Raw genomic sequence first — 19698 nt, 5'->3', positions numbered from 1 at the left:
CGCATGAAAGCAGCGGCAAAACCAAAACGTCAGGAAGAACAGGCCAACTTTATCAGTTGGCGTTTTGCGTTGCTCTGCGGCTGCATTTTACTGGCGCTGGTTTTTCTGCTTGGGCGCGTGGCCTGGCTGCAGATTATCGCCCCGGATATGCTGGTGCGCCAGGGCGACATGCGTTCGCTGCGCGTGCAGGAAGTGGCGACTTCACGCGGTATGATTACCGACCGCTCCGGGCGTCCGCTGGCGGTCAGCGTGCCGGTTAAAGCCATCTGGGCCGACCCGAAAGAGGTGCACGAAGCGGGCGGCGTGCGCGTGGGCGATCGCTGGAAAGCGCTCTCTACCGCGCTGAATATCCCGCTCGACCAGCTGGCCGCGCGCATCAACGCCAACCCGAAAGGGCGTTTTATCTACCTGGCGCGTCAGCTTAACCCGGATATGGCCGACTACATTAAAAAGCTGAAGCTGCCGGGCATTCATCTGCGTGAAGAATCACGTCGTTACTATCCTTCCGGCGAAGTGACCGCTCACCTCATTGGTTTCACCAACGTCGACAGCCAGGGTATTGAGGGCGTCGAGAAAAGCTTTGATAAATGGCTTACCGGTCAACCAGGCGAGCGTATTGTGCGTAAAGACCGCTATGGCCGCGTGATTGAGGATATCTCCTCCACCGACAGCCAGGCGGCGCACAATCTGGCGTTAAGCATTGATGAGCGCCTGCAGGCGCTGGTTTACCGTGAACTGAACAACGCCGTGGCGTTTAACAAAGCGGAGTCCGGCAGCGCGGTGCTGGTGGATGTGAATACCGGTGAAGTGCTGGCGATGGCCAACAGCCCATCCTACAACCCCAACAACCTGAGCGGCACGCCGAAAGATGCGATGCGTAACCGCACCATCACCGACGTTTTCGAACCGGGATCTACCGTCAAACCGATGGTGGTAATGACCGCGCTGCAGCGCGGCATCGTCAATGAAAATACGGTGCTCAACACCGTTCCTTATCGAATTAACGGTCACGAAATCAAAGACGTGGCGCGCTATAGCGAATTAACCCTGACCGGGGTTTTACAGAAGTCGAGTAACGTCGGTGTTTCTAAGCTGGCGTTAGCGATGCCGTCCTCAGCGTTAGTTGATACTTACTCACGTTTTGGGCTGGGAAAAGCGACCAATTTGGGGTTGGTCGGAGAACGCAGTGGCTTATATCCTCAAAAACAACGGTGGTCTGACATAGAGAGGGCCACCTTCTCTTTCGGCTACGGGCTAATGGTAACCCCGTTACAGTTAGCGCGAGTCTACGCAACCATCGGCAGCTATGGCGTTTATCGCCCGCTGTCGATTACCAAAGTTGATCCGCCGGTGCCTGGGGAGCGTATCTTCCCGGAATCCATCGTGCGCACCGTCGTGCATATGATGGAAAGCGTGGCGCTGCCGGGCGGCGGCGGCGTGAAAGCGGCAATCAAAGGCTACCGTATCGCAATCAAAACCGGTACGGCGAAAAAAGTGGGGCCGGATGGCCGCTACATCAACAAATATATTGCTTATACCGCAGGCGTTGCGCCTGCGAGTCAGCCGCGCTTCGCGCTGGTTGTTGTTATCAACGATCCGCAGGCGGGTAAATACTACGGCGGCGCCGTTTCCGCGCCGGTATTTGGTGCCATCATGGGCGGCGTACTGCGCACCATGAACATCGAACCGGATGCGCTGGCAACGGGCGAAAAAAGTGAATTCGTAATTAATCAAGGCGAGGGAACAGGTGGCAGATCGTAATTTGCGCGACCTTCTTGCTCCGTGGGTAACGGGTTTACCTGCGAGAGAACTGCGGGAGATGACGCTCGACAGCCGTGTGGCTGCGTCGGGCGATCTCTTTGTGGCAGTGAAAGGTCATCAGGCGGACGGGCGTCGTTATATCCCGCAGGCGATAGCGCAAGGTGTGGCTGCCATTATTGCAGAAGCGAAAGATGAGGCGACCGACGGCGAAATCCGTGAAATGCACGGCGTTCCGGTCATCTATCTCAGCCAGCTCAACGAGCGTTTATCTGCGCTGGCGGGCCGTTTTTACCACGAGCCATCTGAAAATATGCGTCTGGTTGGCGTAACCGGCACCAACGGTAAAACCACCACCACTCAGCTGCTGGCGCAGTGGAGCCAACTGCTTGGCGAAACCAGCGCGGTAATGGGAACGGTAGGCAACGGCCTGCTGGGTAAAGTAACCCCAACGGAAAATACCACCGGTTCAGCGGTTGACGTACAGCATGAGCTGGCGGGACTGGTCGCGCAGGGCGCCACGTTTGGCGCGATGGAAGTTTCATCACATGGTCTGATTCAGCATCGCGTGGCGGCGCTGAAGTTCGCGGCGACCGTGTTTACCAACTTAAGCCGCGATCATCTTGATTATCACGGCGATATGGAACATTACGAAGCGGCGAAATGGCTGCTTTTCTCCACCCATCATTACGGTCAGGCTATCGTTAACGCCGATGATGAAGTGGGACGCCGCTGGCTGACAAATCTGCCGGATGCGGTCGCCGTTTCTATGGAAGACCATATCAACCCGAACTGCCACGGCCGCTGGCTGAAGGCGGTTGCGGTGGACTATCACGACAGCGGCGCGACGATTCGTTTCACCTCAAGCTGGGGCGAAGGCGAGATAGAGAGTCGTCTGATGGGCGCATTTAACGTCAGCAATCTGCTGCTGGCGCTCGCCACGCTGCTGGCGCTGGGCTATCCGCTGGCGGACCTGTTGAAAACCGCCACGCGTCTGCAGCCGGTCTGTGGACGAATGGAAGTGTTCAGCGCGCCGGGCAAAACCACGGTGGTGGTCGATTACGCCCACACCCCGGATGCGCTGGAGAAAGCGCTGCAGGCGGCGCGCCTGCACTGCGGCGGACAACTGTGGTGCGTCTTCGGCTGCGGCGGCGATCGCGATAAAGGTAAGCGCCCGCTGATGGGGGCGATAGCCGAACAGTACGCCGACGTGGTGGTGGTTACTGATGATAACCCGCGTACTGAAGAGCCGCGCGCCATTATCGACGATATTCTGGCGGGGATGCTGGACGCCGGACGCGCAAGAGTAATGGAAGGCCGCGCCGAAGCGGTTACCAACGCTATTATGCAGGCGAAAGAGAATGACGTGGTGCTGGTGGCGGGTAAAGGCCATGAAGATTATCAGATTATCGGCACGCAGCGCCTTGATTATTCCGATCGCGTCACTGCCGCGCGCCTGCTGGGGGTTATCGCATGATTAGCGTAACGCTGAGCCAACTGGCCGGAATCCTCGGCGGCGAACTGAAAGGGGACGATCTGACCCTCGACGCCGTGACCACCGATACGCGTAAACTGACGCCGGGCTGCCTGTTCGTGGCGCTTAAGGGTGAGCGTTTTGACGCCCACGATTTTGCCGACAAGGCGAAAGCGGGCGGGGCGGGGGCGCTGCTGGTCAGCCGTCCGCTGGATTGCGATTTACCGCAGCTGATTGTCAAAGACACCCGTCTGGCATTTGGCGAACTGGCCGCGTGGGTACGCGCGCAGGTTCCGGCGCGGGTGGTGGCGTTAACCGGTTCCTCCGGCAAAACCTCCGTCAAAGAGATGGCCGCCGCCATTCTCAGCCAGTGCGGCAACACGCTGTATACCGCCGGCAATCTGAATAACGATATCGGCGTCCCGATGACGCTGCTGCGGTTAACCAAAGAGCATGATTTTGCGGTCATCGAACTGGGCGCTAATCACCAAGGGGAAATTGCCTGGACCGTCAGCCTGACCCGTCCGGAAGCGGCGCTGGTCAACAATCTGGCTGCGGCGCACCTGGAAGGCTTCGGCTCTCTGGCCGGCGTGGCGAAAGCGAAAGGCGAAATCTATAGCGGCCTGCCGGAAAACGGCATTGCCATAATGAACGCCGATAACAACGACTGGCTGAACTGGCAGAGCGTGATCGGCGATCGTAAGGTCTGGCGCTTTTCAGCCAACGCCGCCGACAGCGATTTCACGGCGACGAACGTCCATGTGACCTCGCACGGTACGGAGTTCACGCTTCAGACGCCGGTCGGCAGCATTGACGTACTCCTGCCGCTGCCCGGACGTCACAATATCGCCAATGCGCTGGCGGCGGCGTCGCTGTCGATGGCGGCAGGCGCGCCGCTGGCGGCGATTAAAGCCGGTCTGGCGAACCTGAAAGCGGTGCCTGGCCGACTGTTCCCGGTCCAGCTGGCGGAAAACCAGCTGCTGCTGGATGACTCCTATAACGCCAACGTCGGTTCGATGACCGCTGCGGTGCAGGTGCTGGCGGAAATGCCGGGCTACCGCGTGCTGGTGGTCGGCGATATGGCGGAGCTGGGGGCAGAGAGCGAAGCGTGCCATTTACAGGTCGGCAATGCTGCGAAAGCGGCGGGTATCGACCGCGTGCTGAGCACTGGAAAACTGAGCCAGGCTATCAGCGAAGCCAGCGGCGTCGGCGAACATTTCGCGGATAAAACCGCCCTTATCGCCCGTCTCAAGGCGCTGGTTGAAGAGCAGCAGATGATTACCATTTTAGTGAAGGGTTCACGTAGCGCCGCCATGGAAGAGGTGGTACGCGCATTACAGGAGAAAGGAACATGTTAGTTTGGCTGGCCGAACATTTGGTCAAATATTATTCCGGCTTTAACGTCTTTTCCTATCTGACGTTTCGCGCCATCGTCAGCCTGCTGACCGCGCTGTTCATCTCCTTATGGATGGGCCCGCGCATGATCGCCCGTTTGCAAAAGCTCTCCTTCGGCCAGGTCGTGCGTAACGACGGTCCGGAATCCCACTTCAGTAAACGTGGTACGCCGACCATGGGTGGGATTATGATCCTGACGGCGATTGTGATTTCCGTTCTGCTGTGGGCCTATCCCTCCAACCCGTACGTCTGGTGCGTACTGGTGGTGCTGATCGGCTACGGCATTATTGGATTTGTCGACGACTACCGCAAAGTGGTGCGTAAAGATACTAAGGGGCTGATTGCGCGCTGGAAATATTTCTGGATGTCGGTGATCGCGCTGGGCGTCGCGTTCGCGCTGTATCTTGCCGGTAAAGATACCCCGGCGACCGAGCTGGTGGTGCCTTTTTTCAAAGACGTCATGCCGCAGCTGGGCCTGTTCTATGTGCTGCTGGCCTACTTCGTGATTGTGGGAACCGGGAACGCGGTAAACCTGACCGATGGCCTTGACGGTCTGGCGATTATGCCCACCGTTTTTGTCGCTGCGGGCTTTGCGCTGGTGGCGTGGGCCACCGGCAACATGAACTTCGCCAACTACCTGCATATCCCCTATCTGCGTCACGCAGGGGAACTGGTGATTGTCTGCACGGCGATTGTCGGCGCGGGGTTAGGATTTCTGTGGTTTAACACCTATCCGGCGCAGGTCTTTATGGGCGACGTCGGATCGCTGGCGCTCGGCGGCGCGCTCGGGATTATCGCCGTGCTGCTGCGCCAGGAGTTCCTGCTGGTGATTATGGGCGGCGTGTTTGTGGTGGAAACCCTGTCGGTGATCCTGCAGGTCGGCTCTTTCAAACTGCGCGGGCAGCGCATTTTCCGTATGGCGCCGATCCATCATCACTATGAACTGAAGGGCTGGCCGGAGCCGCGGGTGATTGTGCGCTTCTGGATTATTTCGCTGATGCTGGTGCTGATTGGCCTGGCAACGCTGAAGGTACGTTAATCATGGCAGATTACCAGGGTAAAAACGTCGTTATTATCGGTCTGGGGTTAACCGGACTCTCTTGCGTGGACTTTTTCCTGGCCCGCGGCGTGACTCCCCGGGTGATGGATACTCGCGCAACGCCGCCGGGGCTGGATAAGTTACCGGAAGCGGTTGAACGACACATTGGTAGTCTGAATGAAGACTGGCTGCTGGCGGCGGATCTGATCGTCGCCAGTCCCGGTATCGCCCTGGCGCATCCGGTGCTCAGCGCCGCCGCTGACGCGGGCGTGGAGATTGTCGGCGATATCGAACTGTTCTGCCGCGAAGCGCAGGCACCGATCGTGGCGATTACCGGCTCGAACGGCAAAAGCACCGTCACCACCCTGGTTGGCGAAATGGCGAAGGCGGCGGGCGTTAACGTGGGCGTTGGCGGCAATATCGGCCTTCCCGCCTTAATGCTGCTGGATGCCGGGCGTGAACTGTACGTTCTGGAACTGTCCAGCTTCCAGCTGGAAACCACTTACAGCCTGCAGGCGGAGGCGGCGACGATCCTCAACGTTACTGAAGATCATATGGACCGCTATCCGTTTGGCCTGCAGCAGTATCGTGCGGCAAAACTGCGCGTCTATGAAAACGCCAGCGTCTGCGTGGTTAACGCCGATGACGCGCTGACGATGCCGGTGCGCGGCGCCGACGCGCGCTGCGTCAGCTTCGGCGTCAACATGGGCGACTATCACCTCAACCGCCAGCAGGGCGAAACCTGGCTGCGGGTGAAAGGTGAAAAGGTGCTGAACGTGAAAGAGATGAAGCTCAGCGGTCAGCACAACTATACCAACGCTCTGGCGGCGCTGGCGCTGGCGGACGCGGCCGGTTTACCGCGAGCCAGCAGCCTGAAAGCGCTGACCACGTTCACCGGCCTGGCGCATCGCTTCCAGCTGGCGCTGGAGCATAACGGGGTGCGCTGGATTAACGATTCGAAGGCCACTAACGTCGGTAGTACCGAGGCCGCGCTCAACGGTTTACAGGTTGACGGCACCCTGCATCTGCTGCTTGGCGGCGATGGCAAATCGGCGGATTTCTCGCCGCTTGGCCGCTATCTGACCGGCGATCGCGTGCGTCTGTACTGCTTCGGGCGCGACGGCGCGCAGCTGGCTGCGCTGCGGCCGGAGATCGCTGAGCAGACGCAGACCATGGAGGAGGCAATGCGTCTGATTGCGCCGCGCGTGAAGCCGGGCGATATGGTGCTGCTCTCTCCGGCCTGCGCCAGCCTCGATCAGTTTAAGAATTTTGAGCAACGGGGCGATCTCTTTACCCGTCTGGCGAAGGAGTTAGGTTGATGCGTTTATCTCTCCCTCGCCTGAGAATGCCGCGCCTGCCGGGAGTAGGTCTGCTGGGCGGGATCCTGGCGGCGCTGAAAGGCTGGGTGATGGGCTCGCGGGACAAAGATACCGACAGCTTGGTGATGTACGATCGCATGCTGCTGTGGCTCACCTTTGGCCTGGCGGCGATCGGCTTTGTGATGGTGACCTCCGCATCCATGCCGGTGGGACAGCGCCTGGCGGGCGATCCGTTCCTGTTTGCCAAGCGTGATGCGCTGTATATTCTGCTGGCGTTTTGTCTGGCAATGATCACGCTGCGTCTGCCGATGGAGTTCTGGCAGCGCTACAGCACCACGATGCTGATCGCCTCGATCGTTATGCTGCTGATCGTACTGGTGGTCGGCAGTTCGGTGAACGGGGCATCGCGCTGGATCGCGATCGGCCCGCTGCGTATTCAGCCAGCGGAGTTTACCAAGCTGTCGCTGTTCTGCTACCTGGCGAACTACCTGGTGCGCAAGGTTGACGAAGTGCGTAATAACCTGCGCGGCTTTTTAAAGCCGATGGGCGTAATCCTCGTACTGGCGATCCTGCTGCTGGCGCAGCCTGACCTCGGTACGGTGGTGGTGCTGTTCGTCACCACCCTGGCGATGCTGTTTCTGGCGGGCGCGAAGCTGTGGCAGTTCATCGCCATTATCGGCATGGGGATTTCGGCAGTGGTGCTGCTGATCCTCGCCGAGCCATACCGTATTCGCCGCGTCACCTCATTCTGGAATCCGTGGGAAGATCCGTTCGGCAGCGGTTATCAGCTCACCCAGTCCCTGATGGCGTTTGGCCGCGGGGAAATGTGGGGGCAGGGGCTGGGTAATTCGGTGCAGAAACTGGAGTACCTGCCGGAAGCGCACACGGACTTTATCTTCGCCATTATTGGGGAAGAACTGGGTTATATCGGTGTGGTATTGGCGCTATTAATGGTATTCTTCGTCGCTTTTCGCGCGATGTCGATTGGCCGCAAGGCGTTACAGATTGATCAGCGTTTTTCCGGCTTTTTAGCCTGTTCGATCGGCATCTGGTTTAGCTTTCAGGCGCTGGTCAACGTGGGGGCGGCGGCGGGCATGCTGCCAACCAAAGGTCTGACGTTGCCGCTGATCAGCTACGGCGGGTCAAGCCTGTTGATTATGTCGACGGCAATCATGATGTTGCTGCGTATAGATTATGAAACGCGTCTGGAAAAAGCCCAGGCGTTTACACGAGGTTCACGATGAGTGGTCAGGCGAAGCGGTTAATGGTGATGGCGGGCGGTACCGGCGGACACGTGTTCCCGGGGCTGGCGGTCGCGCACCATTTAATGGCTCAGGGCTGGGAAGTTCGCTGGCTGGGCACCGCAGACCGTATGGAAGCCGATTTAGTGCCGAAGCACGGTATTGAAATCGACTTCATCCGTATTTCCGGCCTGCGCGGAAAAGGCGTGAAGGCGCTGCTTGCCGCGCCGCTGCGTATATTCAACGCCTGGCGCCAGGCGCGGGCGATCATGAAGGCGTTTAAACCGGATGTGGTGCTCGGTATGGGCGGTTACGTCTCCGGTCCCGGCGGTCTTGCCGCCTGGTCGCTGGGCATTCCTGTGGTGCTGCACGAACAAAACGGCATTGCCGGATTAACCAATAAATGGCTGGCGAAGATCGCTACCAGAGTAATGCAGGCGTTTCCCGGCGCGTTTCCGAAAGCGGAAGTGGTCGGCAATCCGGTACGTACCGACGTGCTGGCGCTGCCGCTGCCGCAGGCGCGCCTGAGCGGGCGTGAAGGTCCGATTCGCGTGCTGGTGGTCGGCGGTTCGCAGGGCGCTCGCGTACTGAATCAGACGCTGCCGCAGGCGGCCGCAAAGCTGGGCAGCGCAGTCACCATCTGGCATCAGAGCGGCAAAGGCGCGCAGCAGGCGGTAGAACAGGCCTATGCTGACGCGGGCCAGCCGCAGCATAAGGTGACTGAATTTATTGATGATATGGCTGCCGCTTACGCATGGGCGGATGTGGTGGTCTGTCGTTCAGGCGCGTTAACGGTCAGTGAAATCGCCGCAGCCGGTTTACCCGCGCTGTTTGTGCCGTTTCAGCATAAAGACCGGCAGCAGTACTGGAATGCGCTACCGCTGGAGCAGGCGGGCGCGGCCAGAATTCTTGAGCAGCCGCAGTTCACCGTGGATGCGGTTGTGAGCACCCTGTCGGGGTGGAACCGTGAGGTCCTGCTGGAGATGGCGCAACGCGCGCGCGCGGCGGCCATCCCGGATGCGACTGAACGGGTCGCAAACGAAGTCAGCCTGGTTGCCCGGGCATAACTCTCGCAGCGCCTGTTGCGCTGCACGAATTTTTTGAAGTAGTTAATGGCGTAAAGAATGAATACACAACAACTGGCAAAACTGCGTTCTATCGTGCCCGAAATGCGTCGCGTTCGGCACATTCACTTTGTCGGCATCGGTGGTGCCGGTATGGGCGGTATTGCCGAAGTTCTGGCTAACGAAGGTTATCAGATCAGTGGTTCCGATTTAGCGCCAAACCCGGTGACGCAGCAGCTGACGAACCTGGGGGCGACGATTTACTTTAATCATCGTCCGGAAAACGTGCTCGACGCGAGCGTGGTGGTGGTTTCCAGCGCCATCTCTGCCGATAACCCGGAAATTGTGGCGGCCCACGAAGCGCGCATTCCGGTGATCCGCCGCGCGGAGATGCTGGCGGAGCTGATGCGTTTTCGTCACGGCATCGCCATTGCCGGAACGCATGGTAAAACGACCACCACCGCCATGGTTTCCAGCATTTATGCGGAAGCGGGGCTGGACCCAACCTTCGTTAACGGCGGTCTGGTGAAGGCGGCGGGCGTCCATGCGCGCCTGGGGCATAGCCGCTATTTAATCGCGGAGGCGGATGAGAGCGACGCGTCGTTCCTGCATCTGCAGCCGATGGTGGCGATTGTCACCAATATCGAAGCTGACCATATGGATACCTACCATGGCGACTTCGAAAATTTAAAGCAGACGTTTATTAATTTCCTGCATAACCTGCCGTTTTATGGTCGTGCGGTGATGTGCGTTGACGATCCGGTGATCCGCGAGCTGCTGCCGCGGGTGGGCCGCCAGATCACCACCTACGGCTTTAGCGACGATGCCGATGTGCGGGTCGAGGATTATCAGCAGATTGGCCCGCAGGGGCACTTCAGCCTGCTACGCCAGGGGATGCCCGAACTGCGTGTGACCCTCAATGCGCCAGGGCGACATAACGCGCTGAACGCCGCGGCTGCCGTGGCGGTGGCGACGGAAGAGGGCATTGACGACGAGGCGATTCTGCGCGCGCTGGAGAGCTTCCAGGGCACCGGTCGCCGTTTCGATTTCCTCGGTGAATTCCCGCTGGCGCCGGTAAACGGCAAAGCTGGTACGGCGATGCTGGTGGATGATTACGGTCATCACCCAACGGAAGTGGATGCGACTATCAAAGCGGCGCGCGCCGGCTGGCCGGATAAACATCTGGTGATGCTGTTTCAGCCGCACCGCTTTACGCGTACCCGCGATCTGTATGACGACTTTGCCAACGTGCTGACTCAGGTGGATGCGCTGCTGATGCTGGATGTCTATGCTGCCGGCGAAGCGCCGATTCCGGGCGCGGACAGCCGTTCGCTGTGCCGCACTATCCGAGGGCGCGGCAAGATCGATCCGATTCTGGTTTCCGATCCGGCGCAGGTTGCCGAAATGCTGGCACCGGTATTAACCGGCAATGATCTCATTCTGGTGCAGGGCGCGGGAAATATCGGCAAAATTGCGCGTTCCTTAGCTGAAATCAAACTGAAGCCGCAAATTCAGGAGAGCGAACAACATGGCTGATAAAATCGCGGTCCTGTTCGGCGGGACTTCCGCTGAGCGCGAGGTGTCGCTGAACTCCGGCGCGGCGGTGCTGGCCGGTTTACGTGAAGGCGGCGTGGATGCGCATCCTGTCGACCCGAAAGAGGTGGACGTCACGCAGCTGAAAGCCATGGGGTTTCAGAAGGTCTTTATCGCGCTGCACGGGCGCGGCGGCGAAGACGGCACCCTGCAGGGGCTGCTGGAGCTGATCGGCCTGCCCTATACCGGCAGCGGCGTGATGGCGTCTGCCATCTCAATGGATAAACTGCGCAGCAAACTGCTGTGGCAGGGCGCTGGCTTACCCGTTGCGCCGTGGGTGGCATTAACCCGTGCGCAATTTGAAAAAGGGCTTAGCGAAGAGCTGGTTACGCAAATTTCCGCGCTTGGTTTACCGTTAATCGTTAAGCCCAGCCGCGAAGGTTCCAGCGTGGGGATGTCGAAAGTGGCGGAATATGACGCTTTACAAAGCGCATTAGCGCTGGCATTTCAGCACGATGAAGAAGTACTGATTGAAAAATGGCTCAGCGGACCGGAATTTACCGTCGCGATACTCGGTGAAGAAATTTTACCGACAATCCGTATCCAACCCGCCGGAACCTTCTATGATTATGAGGCGAAGTATCTCTCTGATGAGACTCAGTATTTCTGCCCCGCCGGTCTGGAAACCGCGCAAGAGGCGCTTTTACGTGATTTAGTGCGAAAAGCATGGTCCACGCTGGGCTGTAAAGGCTGGGGGCGTATTGACGCCATGCTTGATAGCGACGGTCAGTTTTATCTGCTGGAAGCGAATACCTCACCGGGTATGACCAGCCACAGCCTGGTGCCGATGGCGGCGCGTGAGAAAGGGCTGAGCTTCTCGCAGCTGGTGGTACGCATTCTGGAACTGGCGGACTGATATGTCGCAGGCTGCGCTGAACACGCGAAACAGTGACGAAGAGGTTTCTTCATCACGTCGCAACAATGGAACGCGTCTTGCAGGAATTTTATTTCTGCTAACGGTGCTGTGTACCGTGTTGGTCAGCGGCTGGGTTGTGTTGGGCTGGATGGAGGACGCGCAGCGTTTACCGCTGTCAAAGCTGGTATTAACCGGCGAGCGTCATTACACGAAAAACGATGATATCCGCCAGTCGATCCTGGCGCTGGGCGCGCCCGGAACGTTTATGACTCAGGATGTGAACATCATTCAGAGCCAGATTGAACGTTTACCGTGGATTAAACAGGCCAGCGTCAGAAAGCAATGGCCTGATGAATTGAAGATTCATCTGGTTGAATATGTGCCAATAGCGCGTTGGAATGATCAGCATATGGTGGATGCCGAAGGAAATGCCTTTAGCGTACCGTCAGATCGTACCAGCAAGCAGATTTTACCGATGCTGTATGGCCCGGAAGGCAGCGCGAGCGAAGTGTTGCAGGGCTATCGCGAAATGGGACAGGTGCTGGCGAAGGACAGGTTTACGTTAAAGGAAGCGGCGATGACCGCACGTCGTTCCTGGCAGTTGACGCTGAATAACGATATTAAGCTCAACCTCGGCAGGGGCGATACAATGAAACGTTTGGCTCGCTTTGTAGAACTCTACCCGGTTTTACAGCAGCAGGCGCAAACCGAGGGCAAACGGATTAGCTACGTTGATTTGCGTTATGACTCAGGGGCAGCAGTAGGCTGGGAGCCTTTACCTCCTGAGGAAACTAATCAGCAACAAAATCAGGCACAGGCAGAACAACAATGATCAAGGCGACGGACAGAAAACTGGTAGTTGGACTGGAGATTGGCACCGCGAAGGTCGCCGCTTTAGTAGGGGAAGTTCTGCCCGACGGTATGATCAATATCATTGGCGTGGGCAGTTGCCCGTCGCGGGGTATGGATAAAGGCGGCGTTAACGACCTTGAATCCGTGGTGAAATGCGTACAGCGCGCCATTGATCAGGCAGAACTGATGGCCGATTGCCAGATCTCCTCTGTGTATCTGGCGCTTTCGGGCAAACATATTAGCTGTCAGAATGAAATCGGCATGGTGCCGATTTCCGAAGAAGAAGTGACGCAGGAAGACGTGGAAAACGTGGTGCACACCGCGAAGTCGGTGCGCGTCCGCGACGAGCATCGCGTGCTGCACGTTATTCCGCAGGAATATGCGATTGACTACCAGGAAGGCATTAAAAATCCTGTGGGTCTTTCCGGTGTTCGTATGCAGGCGAAAGTGCATCTGATCACCTGTCACAACGATATGGCGAAAAACATTGTTAAAGCCGTTGAACGTTGTGGCCTGAAAGTTGACCAACTGATATTTGCCGGACTGGCGGCCAGCTATTCCGTCTTAACGGAAGATGAGCGTGAACTGGGTGTCTGCGTCGTGGATATCGGTGGTGGTACAATGGATATCGCCGTATATACTGGCGGGGCGTTGCGCCACACCAAAGTGATCCCGTATGCCGGGAACGTGGTTACCAGCGATATCGCTTATGCCTTCGGTACGCCGCCAAGCGACGCCGAGGCGATCAAAGTGCGTCATGGCTGTGCGCTGGGGTCCATCGTCGGTAAAGACGAAAGCGTTGAAGTGCCGAGCGTCGGCGGTCGTCCGCCGCGCAGTCTGCAACGTCAGACGCTGGCGGAGGTGATTGAGCCGCGCTACACCGAACTGCTCAACCTGGTCAACGAAGAGATATTGCAATTACAGGAACAGCTTCGCCAGCAGGGGGTGAAACATCATCTGGCGGCGGGGATTGTATTGACCGGCGGCGCGGCGCAAATTGAAGGACTTGCCGCCTGCGCTCAGCGCGTATTCCATACGCAGGTGCGTATCGGCGCGCCGCTGAATATTACCGGTCTGACGGATTATGCCCAGGAGCCGTACTACTCGACGGCGGTGGGGCTGCTTCACTACGGGAAAGAGTCCCATTTAAGTGGTGAAGCCGATGTAGAGAAGCGCGTAACGGCTTCAGTCGGTTCGTGGATTAAACGACTCAACAGCTGGCTGCGAAAAGAGTTTTAATTTTTTTATGAGACTGGCGAAAATTACGGTCTCAGGCGACAGGCACAATACGCTAAGCCCTTCAGGTTGCGTCGAGGCAGGCTGGAGGGTGACGTGTAACAACGGAGAGAGAAATTATGTTTGAACCAATGGAATTAACCAACGACGCGGTGATTAAAGTCATCGGCGTCGGCGGCGGCGGTGGCAATGCCGTTGAGCACATGGTGCGCGAGCGCATTGAAGGTGTTGAATTCTTCGCAGTGAATACCGACGCGCAGGCGTTGCGTAAGACTGCGGTTGGCCAGACCATCCAGATTGGTAGCGGCATTACCAAAGGTCTGGGCGCTGGCGCGAACCCGGAAGTTGGCCGCAACGCCGCGGACGAAGACCGTGAAGCCCTGCGCGCCGCGCTGGATGGCGCAGACATGGTGTTTATCGCCGCAGGTATGGGCGGTGGTACGGGGACCGGCGCCGCGCCCGTAGTTGCAGAAGTGGCAAAAGATTTAGGTATTCTGACCGTGGCTGTCGTGACCAAGCCTTTCAATTTCGAAGGCAAGAAGCGTATGGCGTTTGCGGAGCAGGGTATCACCGAGCTGTCCAAACACGTGGATTCGCTGATCACCATCCCGAACGACAAGCTGCTGAAGGTGCTGGGTCGCGGTATTTCTCTGCTCGACGCGTTTGGCGCGGCGAACGACGTGCTGAAAGGCGCGGTACAGGGGATCGCGGAACTGATTACCCGTCCGGGTCTGATGAACGTCGACTTTGCGGACGTGCGCACCGTGATGTCCGAAATGGGCTACGCGATGATGGGCTCCGGCGTGGCGAGCGGTGAAGACCGTGCGGAAGAAGCGGCTGAAATGGCTATCTCTTCTCCGTTGCTGGAAGATATCGATCTGTCCGGCGCGCGCGGCGTGCTGGTCAACATTACGGCGGGCTTCGACCTGCGTCTGGATGAGTTCGAAACCGTGGGTAACACCATCCGCGCCTTTGCGTCGGATAACGCGACCGTGGTTATCGGTACTTCTCTGGACCCGGATATGAACGACGAACTGCGCGTTACCGTCGTGGCCACCGGTATTGGCATGGACAAACGTCCGGAGATTACCCTGGTGACCAACAAGCAGGTGCAGCAGCCGGTGATGGATCGTTACCAGCAGCACGGCATGGCGCCGCTGACGCAAGAGCAGAAGCCGGTCGCGAAAGTGGTCAACGACAATACGCCGCAGACCGCGAAAGAGCCGGATTATCTGGATATCCCGGCGTTCCTGCGCAAGCAGGCTGACTAAGAATTAGCTGGAATTTGGGATTCGCGGCTCTTTGTGCTAAACTGGCCCGCCGAATGTATAGTACACTTCGGTTGGATAGGTAATTTGGCGAGATTATACGATGATCAAACAAAGGACACTTAAACGTATCGTTCAGGCGACTGGCGTCGGTTTGCATACCGGCAAGAAAGTCACCCTGACCTTACGCCCTGCGCCGGCCAACACCGGGGTCATCTATCGTCGCACCGACTTGAATCCACCGGTAGATTTTCCGGCCGATGCCAAATCTGTGCGTGATACCATGCTCTGTACGTGTCTGGTCAACGAGCATGATGTACGGATTTCAACCGTTGAGCACCTTAACGCTGCTCTGGCGGGCTTAGGTATCGATAACATCGTTATTGAAGTCGATGCTCCGGAAATCCCGATCATGGACGGCAGCGCCGCGCCGTTCGTCTACCTGCTGCTTGACGCAGGTATTGAAGAACTGAGCAGCGCGAAGAAATTTGTCCGCATCAAAGAGACCGTTCGCGTCGAAGATGGCGACAAGTGGGCTGAGTTTAAACCGTACAATGGTTTTACGTTGGATTTCACCATCGACTTTAACCATCCGGCAATCGACTCCAGCACTCAGCGCTATGCGATGAACTTCTCGGCTGATGCGTTCATGCGCCAGATTAGCCGCGCACGTACGTTCGGTTTCATGCGTGATATCGAATATCTGCAGTCCCGTGGCCTGTGCCTGGGCGGCAGCTTCGATTGTGCCATCGTTGTTGACGATTATCGCGTACTGAACGAAGACGGCCTGCGTTTTGAAGATGAATTCGTTCGTCACAAAATGCTCGACGCGATTGGTGACTTGTTCATGTGTGGTCACAACATTATTGGCGCCTTTACCGCGTACAAATCCGGTCATGCGCTGAATAACAAACTGTTGCAGGCTGTTCTGGCAAAACAGGAAGCCTGGGAATTTGTGACCTTCGAAGACGACGCAGAGCTGCCGCTGGCGTTCAAAGCACCATCGACCGTACTGGCATAACGACACGCGTTGTCGCATAAATTCGACTGGTAAATCTGGCACTCTCTCCGGCCAGGTGAGCCAGTCGTTTTTTATTTCTTCAAAGCCATCTTCGGTGAGCCTGGTTTTCTTCAGCGCAAAAGCCTTTCTGTCGCCCGGCGCCGTGCGAACGCTGCTTTCTTAAGCGTTTTTACCCGCAACTTGTCATCAATACTGCTGTAGTGCCTGCGCATTAATGATAAGATTTGTGCGCAAAAAAACGTTTTGAACAACATGACTGGGATGGTTTCAACGTGAGTGGAATACTGACGCGCTGGCGACAGTTAGGCAGACGCTACTTCTGGCCGCATCTCTTATTAGGGATGGTCGCGGCGAGTCTTGGCCTGCCTGCGCTCAGTAACGCCGCCGAACCCAATAATGCGCCCGCAAAGGCGACGGCCAGCAGTCACGATCAGCACATCCGGGTTAATTTCAGCCAGCTGGCGCTGCTCGAAGCGTCCAACCGCCGGCCCAATTTTACCGTCGATTACTGGCATCAGCACGCCATCCGCACGGTTATACGCCATCTCTCTTTCGCGATGGCGCCGCAGGCGCTGCCGGTAGCGGAAGAAACGTCGCCGCTTCAGGCGCATCATTTAGCCTTACTGAATACGCTCAGCGCGATGCTGACGCAGGAAGGTTCTCCCGCGGCAATGACTCCGCGCGTCAGCTATTCACATTTCGCCCCGCTGGCTGCGTTTACCGTTCCCGTCTGGATAAGCCAGGCGCAGGGTATCCGCGCCGGTCCTCAACGCCTCAGCTAACACGAAAAAACCTTCATCTAATAATTATGACTCCGCGGTGCGGGGCGTTTGAGATTTTACTATGCTAATCAAAATGTTAACAAAAGTATTCGGTAGTCGTAACGATCGTACGTTGCGTCGTATGCGTAAAGTAGTCGGCGTGATCAACGCCATGGAACCGGAGATGGAAAAACTCTCCGATGAAGAACTGAAGGCGAAAACCGCCGAATTCCGCGCGCGTCTCGAGCAGGGCGCCAGCGTGGAAAGCCTGATTCCGGAAGCCTTCGCGGTTGTGCGCGAAGCCAGTAAGCGCGTGTTCGGCATGCGTCACTTCGACGTTCAGCTGCTCGGCGGTATGGTGCTAAACGATCGCTGCATCGCGGAAATGCGTACCGGTGAAGGTAAAACCCTGACCGCAACGCTGCCGGCCTACCTGAATGCGCTGAGCGGAAAGGGCGTACACGTGGTTACCGTCAACGACTATCTGGCCCAGCGTGACGCCGAGAACAACCGTCCGCTGTTCGAATTCCTCGGCATGACCGTCGGTATTAACCTGCCGGGTATGCCTGCGCCAGCCAAGCGCGAAGCCTACGCAGCCGACATTACCTACGGCACCAACAACGAATATGGCTTTGACTACCTGCGCGACAATATGGCGTTCAGCCCTGAAGAGCGCGTCCAGCGTAAACTGCACTATGCGCTGGTGGATGAGGTCGACTCCATCCTGATCGATGAAGCGCGTACGCCGCTTATTATTTCCGGCCCGGCGGAAGACAGCTCGGAAATGTATAAGAAGGTGAACAAAATCATTCCGCACCTGGTTCGCCAGGAAAAAGAAGACTCCGACACCTTCCAGGGGGAAGGTCACTTCTCGGTAGATGAGAAAGCGCGCCAGGTTAACCTGACCGAACGCGGTCTGGTGCTGATCGAAGAGCTGCTGGTGAAAGAAGGCATTATGGATGAAGGCGAGTCACTGTACTCTCCGGGCAATATCATGCTGATGCACCATGTCACCGCGGCGCTGCGCGCGCACGTGCTGTTCACCCGCGACGTTGATTACATCGTGAAAGACGGTGAAGTCATTATCGTTGATGAGCATACCGGTCGTACCATGCAGGGCCGTCGCTGGTCTGATGGTCTGCACCAGGCGGTTGAAGCCAAAGAAGGCGTGGACATCCAGAACGAAAACCAGACGCTGGCTTCCATTACCTTCCAGAACTATTTCCGTCTGTACGAAAAGCTGGCCGGTATGACCGGTACGGCAGACACCGAGGCGTTTGAATTCAGCTCTATCTACAAGCTGGATACCGTGGTGGTGCCGACTAACCGTCCGATGATCCGTAAAGATATGCCGGATCTGGTCTACATGACCGAAGCGGAAAAAATTCAGGCCATCATTGAAGATATCAAAGAGCGTACCGCAAATGGTCAGCCGGTGCTGGTCGGTACGATCTCCATTGAGAAATCTGAAGTCGTTTCTAACGAGCTGACTAAAGCAGGCATCAAGCATAACGTTCTGAACGCCAAGTTCCACGCCAACGAAGCGGCGATTGTCGCGCAGGCGGGTTATCCGTCGGCGGTGACTATCGCCACCAACATGGCCGGTCGCGGTACGGATATTATGCTGGGCGGTAGCTGGCAGGCGGAAATCGCCGCGCTGGAAAATCCGACGCCGGAGCAGATCGCGCAGATCAAAGCGGACTGGCAGGTGCGTCACGATGCGGTCCTGGCTGCGGGCGGCCTGCACATCATTGGTACTGAGCGTCACGAATCACGTCGTATCGATAACCAGCTGCGCGGCCGTTCGGGTCGTCAGGGGGATCCGGGCTCCTCGCGTTTCTACCTGTCGATGGAAGATGCGCTGATGCGTATTTTTGCCTCTGACCGCGTCTCCGGCATGATGCGTAAACTAGGAATGAAGCCGGGCGAAGCGATTGAACACCCGTGGGTGACCAAAGCGATTGCCAACGCGCAGCGCAAAGTGGAAAGCCGTAACTTCGATATTCGTAAGCAGCTGCTGGAATACGATGACGTCGCCAACGATCAGCGTCGCGCGATCTACACCCAGCGTAACGAACTGCTGGATGTGTCTGACGTGAGCGAAACCATCAACAGCATTCGTGAAGATGTCTTTAAAGCGACCATCGATGCCTATATTCCGCCGCAGTCTCTGGAGGAGATGTGGGATATCCCTGGTTTGCAGGAGCGTCTGAAAAATGACTTCGATCTGGATATGCCGATCGCGGAATGGCTGGATAAAGAGCCAGAACTGCATGAAGAGACGCTGCGCGAGCGTATTCTGAGCCAGGCGATCGAGGTGTATCAGCGCAAAGAAGAGGTGGTTGGCGCGGAGATGATGCGTCACTTCGAAAAAGGCGTGATGTTGCAGACTCTCGACTCCCTGTGGAAAGAGCACCTGGCGGCGATGGACTATCTGCGTCAGGGGATCCACCTGCGTGGCTATGCGCAGAAAGATCCGAAGCAGGAGTACAAGCGCGAATCTTTCGCCATGTTCGCCGCGATGCTGGAGTCGCTGAAGTATGAAGTGATCAGCACGCTAAGCAAAGTGCAGGTACGTATGCCGGAAGAGGTTGAAGCGATGGAACTGCAACGTCGTGAAGAGGCGGAACGTCTGGCGCAGATGCAGCAGCTTAGCCATCAGGACGACCATGCTGCGGCCGCTGCTGACCTGGCGGCGCAAACCGGCGAGCGCAAAGTCGGGCGCAACGATCCGTGCCCTTGCGGTTCCGGTAAGAAATACAAACAGTGCCACGGTCGTCTGAGCTGATCCCGTTTATGGGCAGTATTGCCGGATGACGCT

The 19698-nt window shown here is 57.5% G+C and carries 15 protein-coding genes; all 15 read left to right on the top strand.

Going from position 1 to position 19698, the window contains the following annotated elements; genetic code table 11:
- Positions 1–3: 3 nt before the first annotated feature.
- Positions 4–1761: a peptidoglycan glycosyltransferase FtsI gene (gene ftsI, locus K7R23_RS00630; RefSeq protein ID WP_012904475.1), complete on the top strand. Its 1758-nt coding sequence runs from the start codon at positions 4–6 to the stop codon at positions 1759–1761.
- The gene (gene murE, locus K7R23_RS00625) at positions 1748–3235 is read left to right on the top strand and encodes a UDP-N-acetylmuramoyl-L-alanyl-D-glutamate--2,6-diaminopimelate ligase (RefSeq protein ID WP_012904476.1); all 1488 of its coding nucleotides are present in this window, start codon (positions 1748–1750) and stop codon (positions 3233–3235) included. Before ftsI ends, murE begins: the two co-directional genes overlap by 14 nt.
- Positions 3232–4590: a UDP-N-acetylmuramoyl-tripeptide--D-alanyl-D-alanine ligase gene (murF, locus tag K7R23_RS00620; protein WP_012904477.1), complete on the top strand. Its 1359-nt coding sequence runs from the start codon at positions 3232–3234 to the stop codon at positions 4588–4590. Before murE ends, murF begins: the two co-directional genes overlap by 4 nt.
- Positions 4584–5666 carry a phospho-N-acetylmuramoyl-pentapeptide-transferase gene (gene mraY / locus K7R23_RS00615; protein ID WP_012904478.1) on the top strand — a complete coding sequence of 361 codons (1083 nt, stop codon included), beginning with the start codon at positions 4584–4586 and terminating at the stop codon, positions 5664–5666. The genes murF and mraY overlap by 7 nt, the downstream gene beginning before the upstream one ends.
- A 2-nt stretch (positions 5667–5668) precedes the next feature.
- Positions 5669–6985, top strand: coding sequence for a UDP-N-acetylmuramoyl-L-alanine--D-glutamate ligase (murD, locus tag K7R23_RS00610; protein ID WP_012904479.1), 1317 nt, complete (start codon positions 5669–5671; stop codon positions 6983–6985).
- Positions 6985–8229, top strand: a complete 1245-nt coding sequence (gene ftsW, locus K7R23_RS00605; RefSeq protein ID WP_012904480.1) for a cell division protein FtsW — start codon at positions 6985–6987, stop codon at positions 8227–8229. The genes murD and ftsW overlap by 1 nt, the downstream gene beginning before the upstream one ends.
- Positions 8226–9293, top strand: coding sequence for an undecaprenyldiphospho-muramoylpentapeptide beta-N-acetylglucosaminyltransferase (murG, locus tag K7R23_RS00600; RefSeq protein ID WP_012904481.1), 1068 nt, complete (start codon positions 8226–8228; stop codon positions 9291–9293). The genes ftsW and murG overlap by 4 nt, the downstream gene beginning before the upstream one ends.
- A gap of 57 nt (positions 9294–9350) precedes the next feature.
- Entirely contained in the window at positions 9351–10826 is a 1476-nt protein-coding gene (gene murC / locus K7R23_RS00595; RefSeq protein ID WP_012904482.1) for a UDP-N-acetylmuramate--L-alanine ligase, read from the top strand.
- Positions 10819–11739 carry a D-alanine--D-alanine ligase gene (locus K7R23_RS00590; RefSeq protein ID WP_012904483.1) on the top strand — a complete coding sequence of 307 codons (921 nt, stop codon included), beginning with the start codon at positions 10819–10821 and terminating at the stop codon, positions 11737–11739. The genes murC and K7R23_RS00590 overlap by 8 nt, the downstream gene beginning before the upstream one ends.
- A 1-nt stretch (position 11740) precedes the next feature.
- Complete coding sequence (ftsQ, locus tag K7R23_RS00585) at positions 11741–12571, top strand: cell division protein FtsQ (protein WP_012904484.1); 831 nt, start codon at positions 11741–11743, stop codon at positions 12569–12571.
- Positions 12568–13830: a cell division protein FtsA gene (gene ftsA, locus K7R23_RS00580; protein ID WP_012904485.1), complete on the top strand. Its 1263-nt coding sequence runs from the start codon at positions 12568–12570 to the stop codon at positions 13828–13830. The genes ftsQ and ftsA overlap by 4 nt, the downstream gene beginning before the upstream one ends.
- Positions 13831–13946: 116 nt before the next feature.
- A complete protein-coding gene (gene ftsZ / locus K7R23_RS00575; RefSeq protein ID WP_004857884.1) occupies positions 13947–15098 on the top strand; it encodes a cell division protein FtsZ in 1152 nt (383 codons plus the stop codon).
- Between the two features lie 100 nt (positions 15099–15198).
- A complete protein-coding gene (gene lpxC / locus K7R23_RS00570) occupies positions 15199–16116 on the top strand; it encodes a UDP-3-O-acyl-N-acetylglucosamine deacetylase (protein ID WP_012904486.1) in 918 nt (305 codons plus the stop codon).
- A 272-nt stretch (positions 16117–16388) separates the two neighbouring features.
- Positions 16389–16898, top strand: a complete 510-nt coding sequence (gene secM, locus K7R23_RS00565; RefSeq protein WP_024132464.1) for a secA translation cis-regulator SecM — start codon at positions 16389–16391, stop codon at positions 16896–16898.
- A 61-nt stretch (positions 16899–16959) separates the two neighbouring features.
- Positions 16960–19665 (top strand): preprotein translocase subunit SecA, encoded by a 2706-nt coding sequence (gene secA / locus K7R23_RS00560; protein WP_012904488.1) that lies wholly within the window; start codon positions 16960–16962, stop codon positions 19663–19665.
- The last annotated feature ends 33 nt before the right edge of the window (positions 19666–19698 follow it).

The organism is Citrobacter rodentium NBRC 105723 = DSM 16636 (genome assembly GCF_021278985.1).
GTDB classification, from domain to species: Bacteria; Pseudomonadota; Gammaproteobacteria; order Enterobacterales; family Enterobacteriaceae; genus Citrobacter_A; species Citrobacter_A rodentium.
Note: the sequence above shows the minus strand (reverse complement) of the source record. Positions and strands in the feature narration are given on the sequence as shown.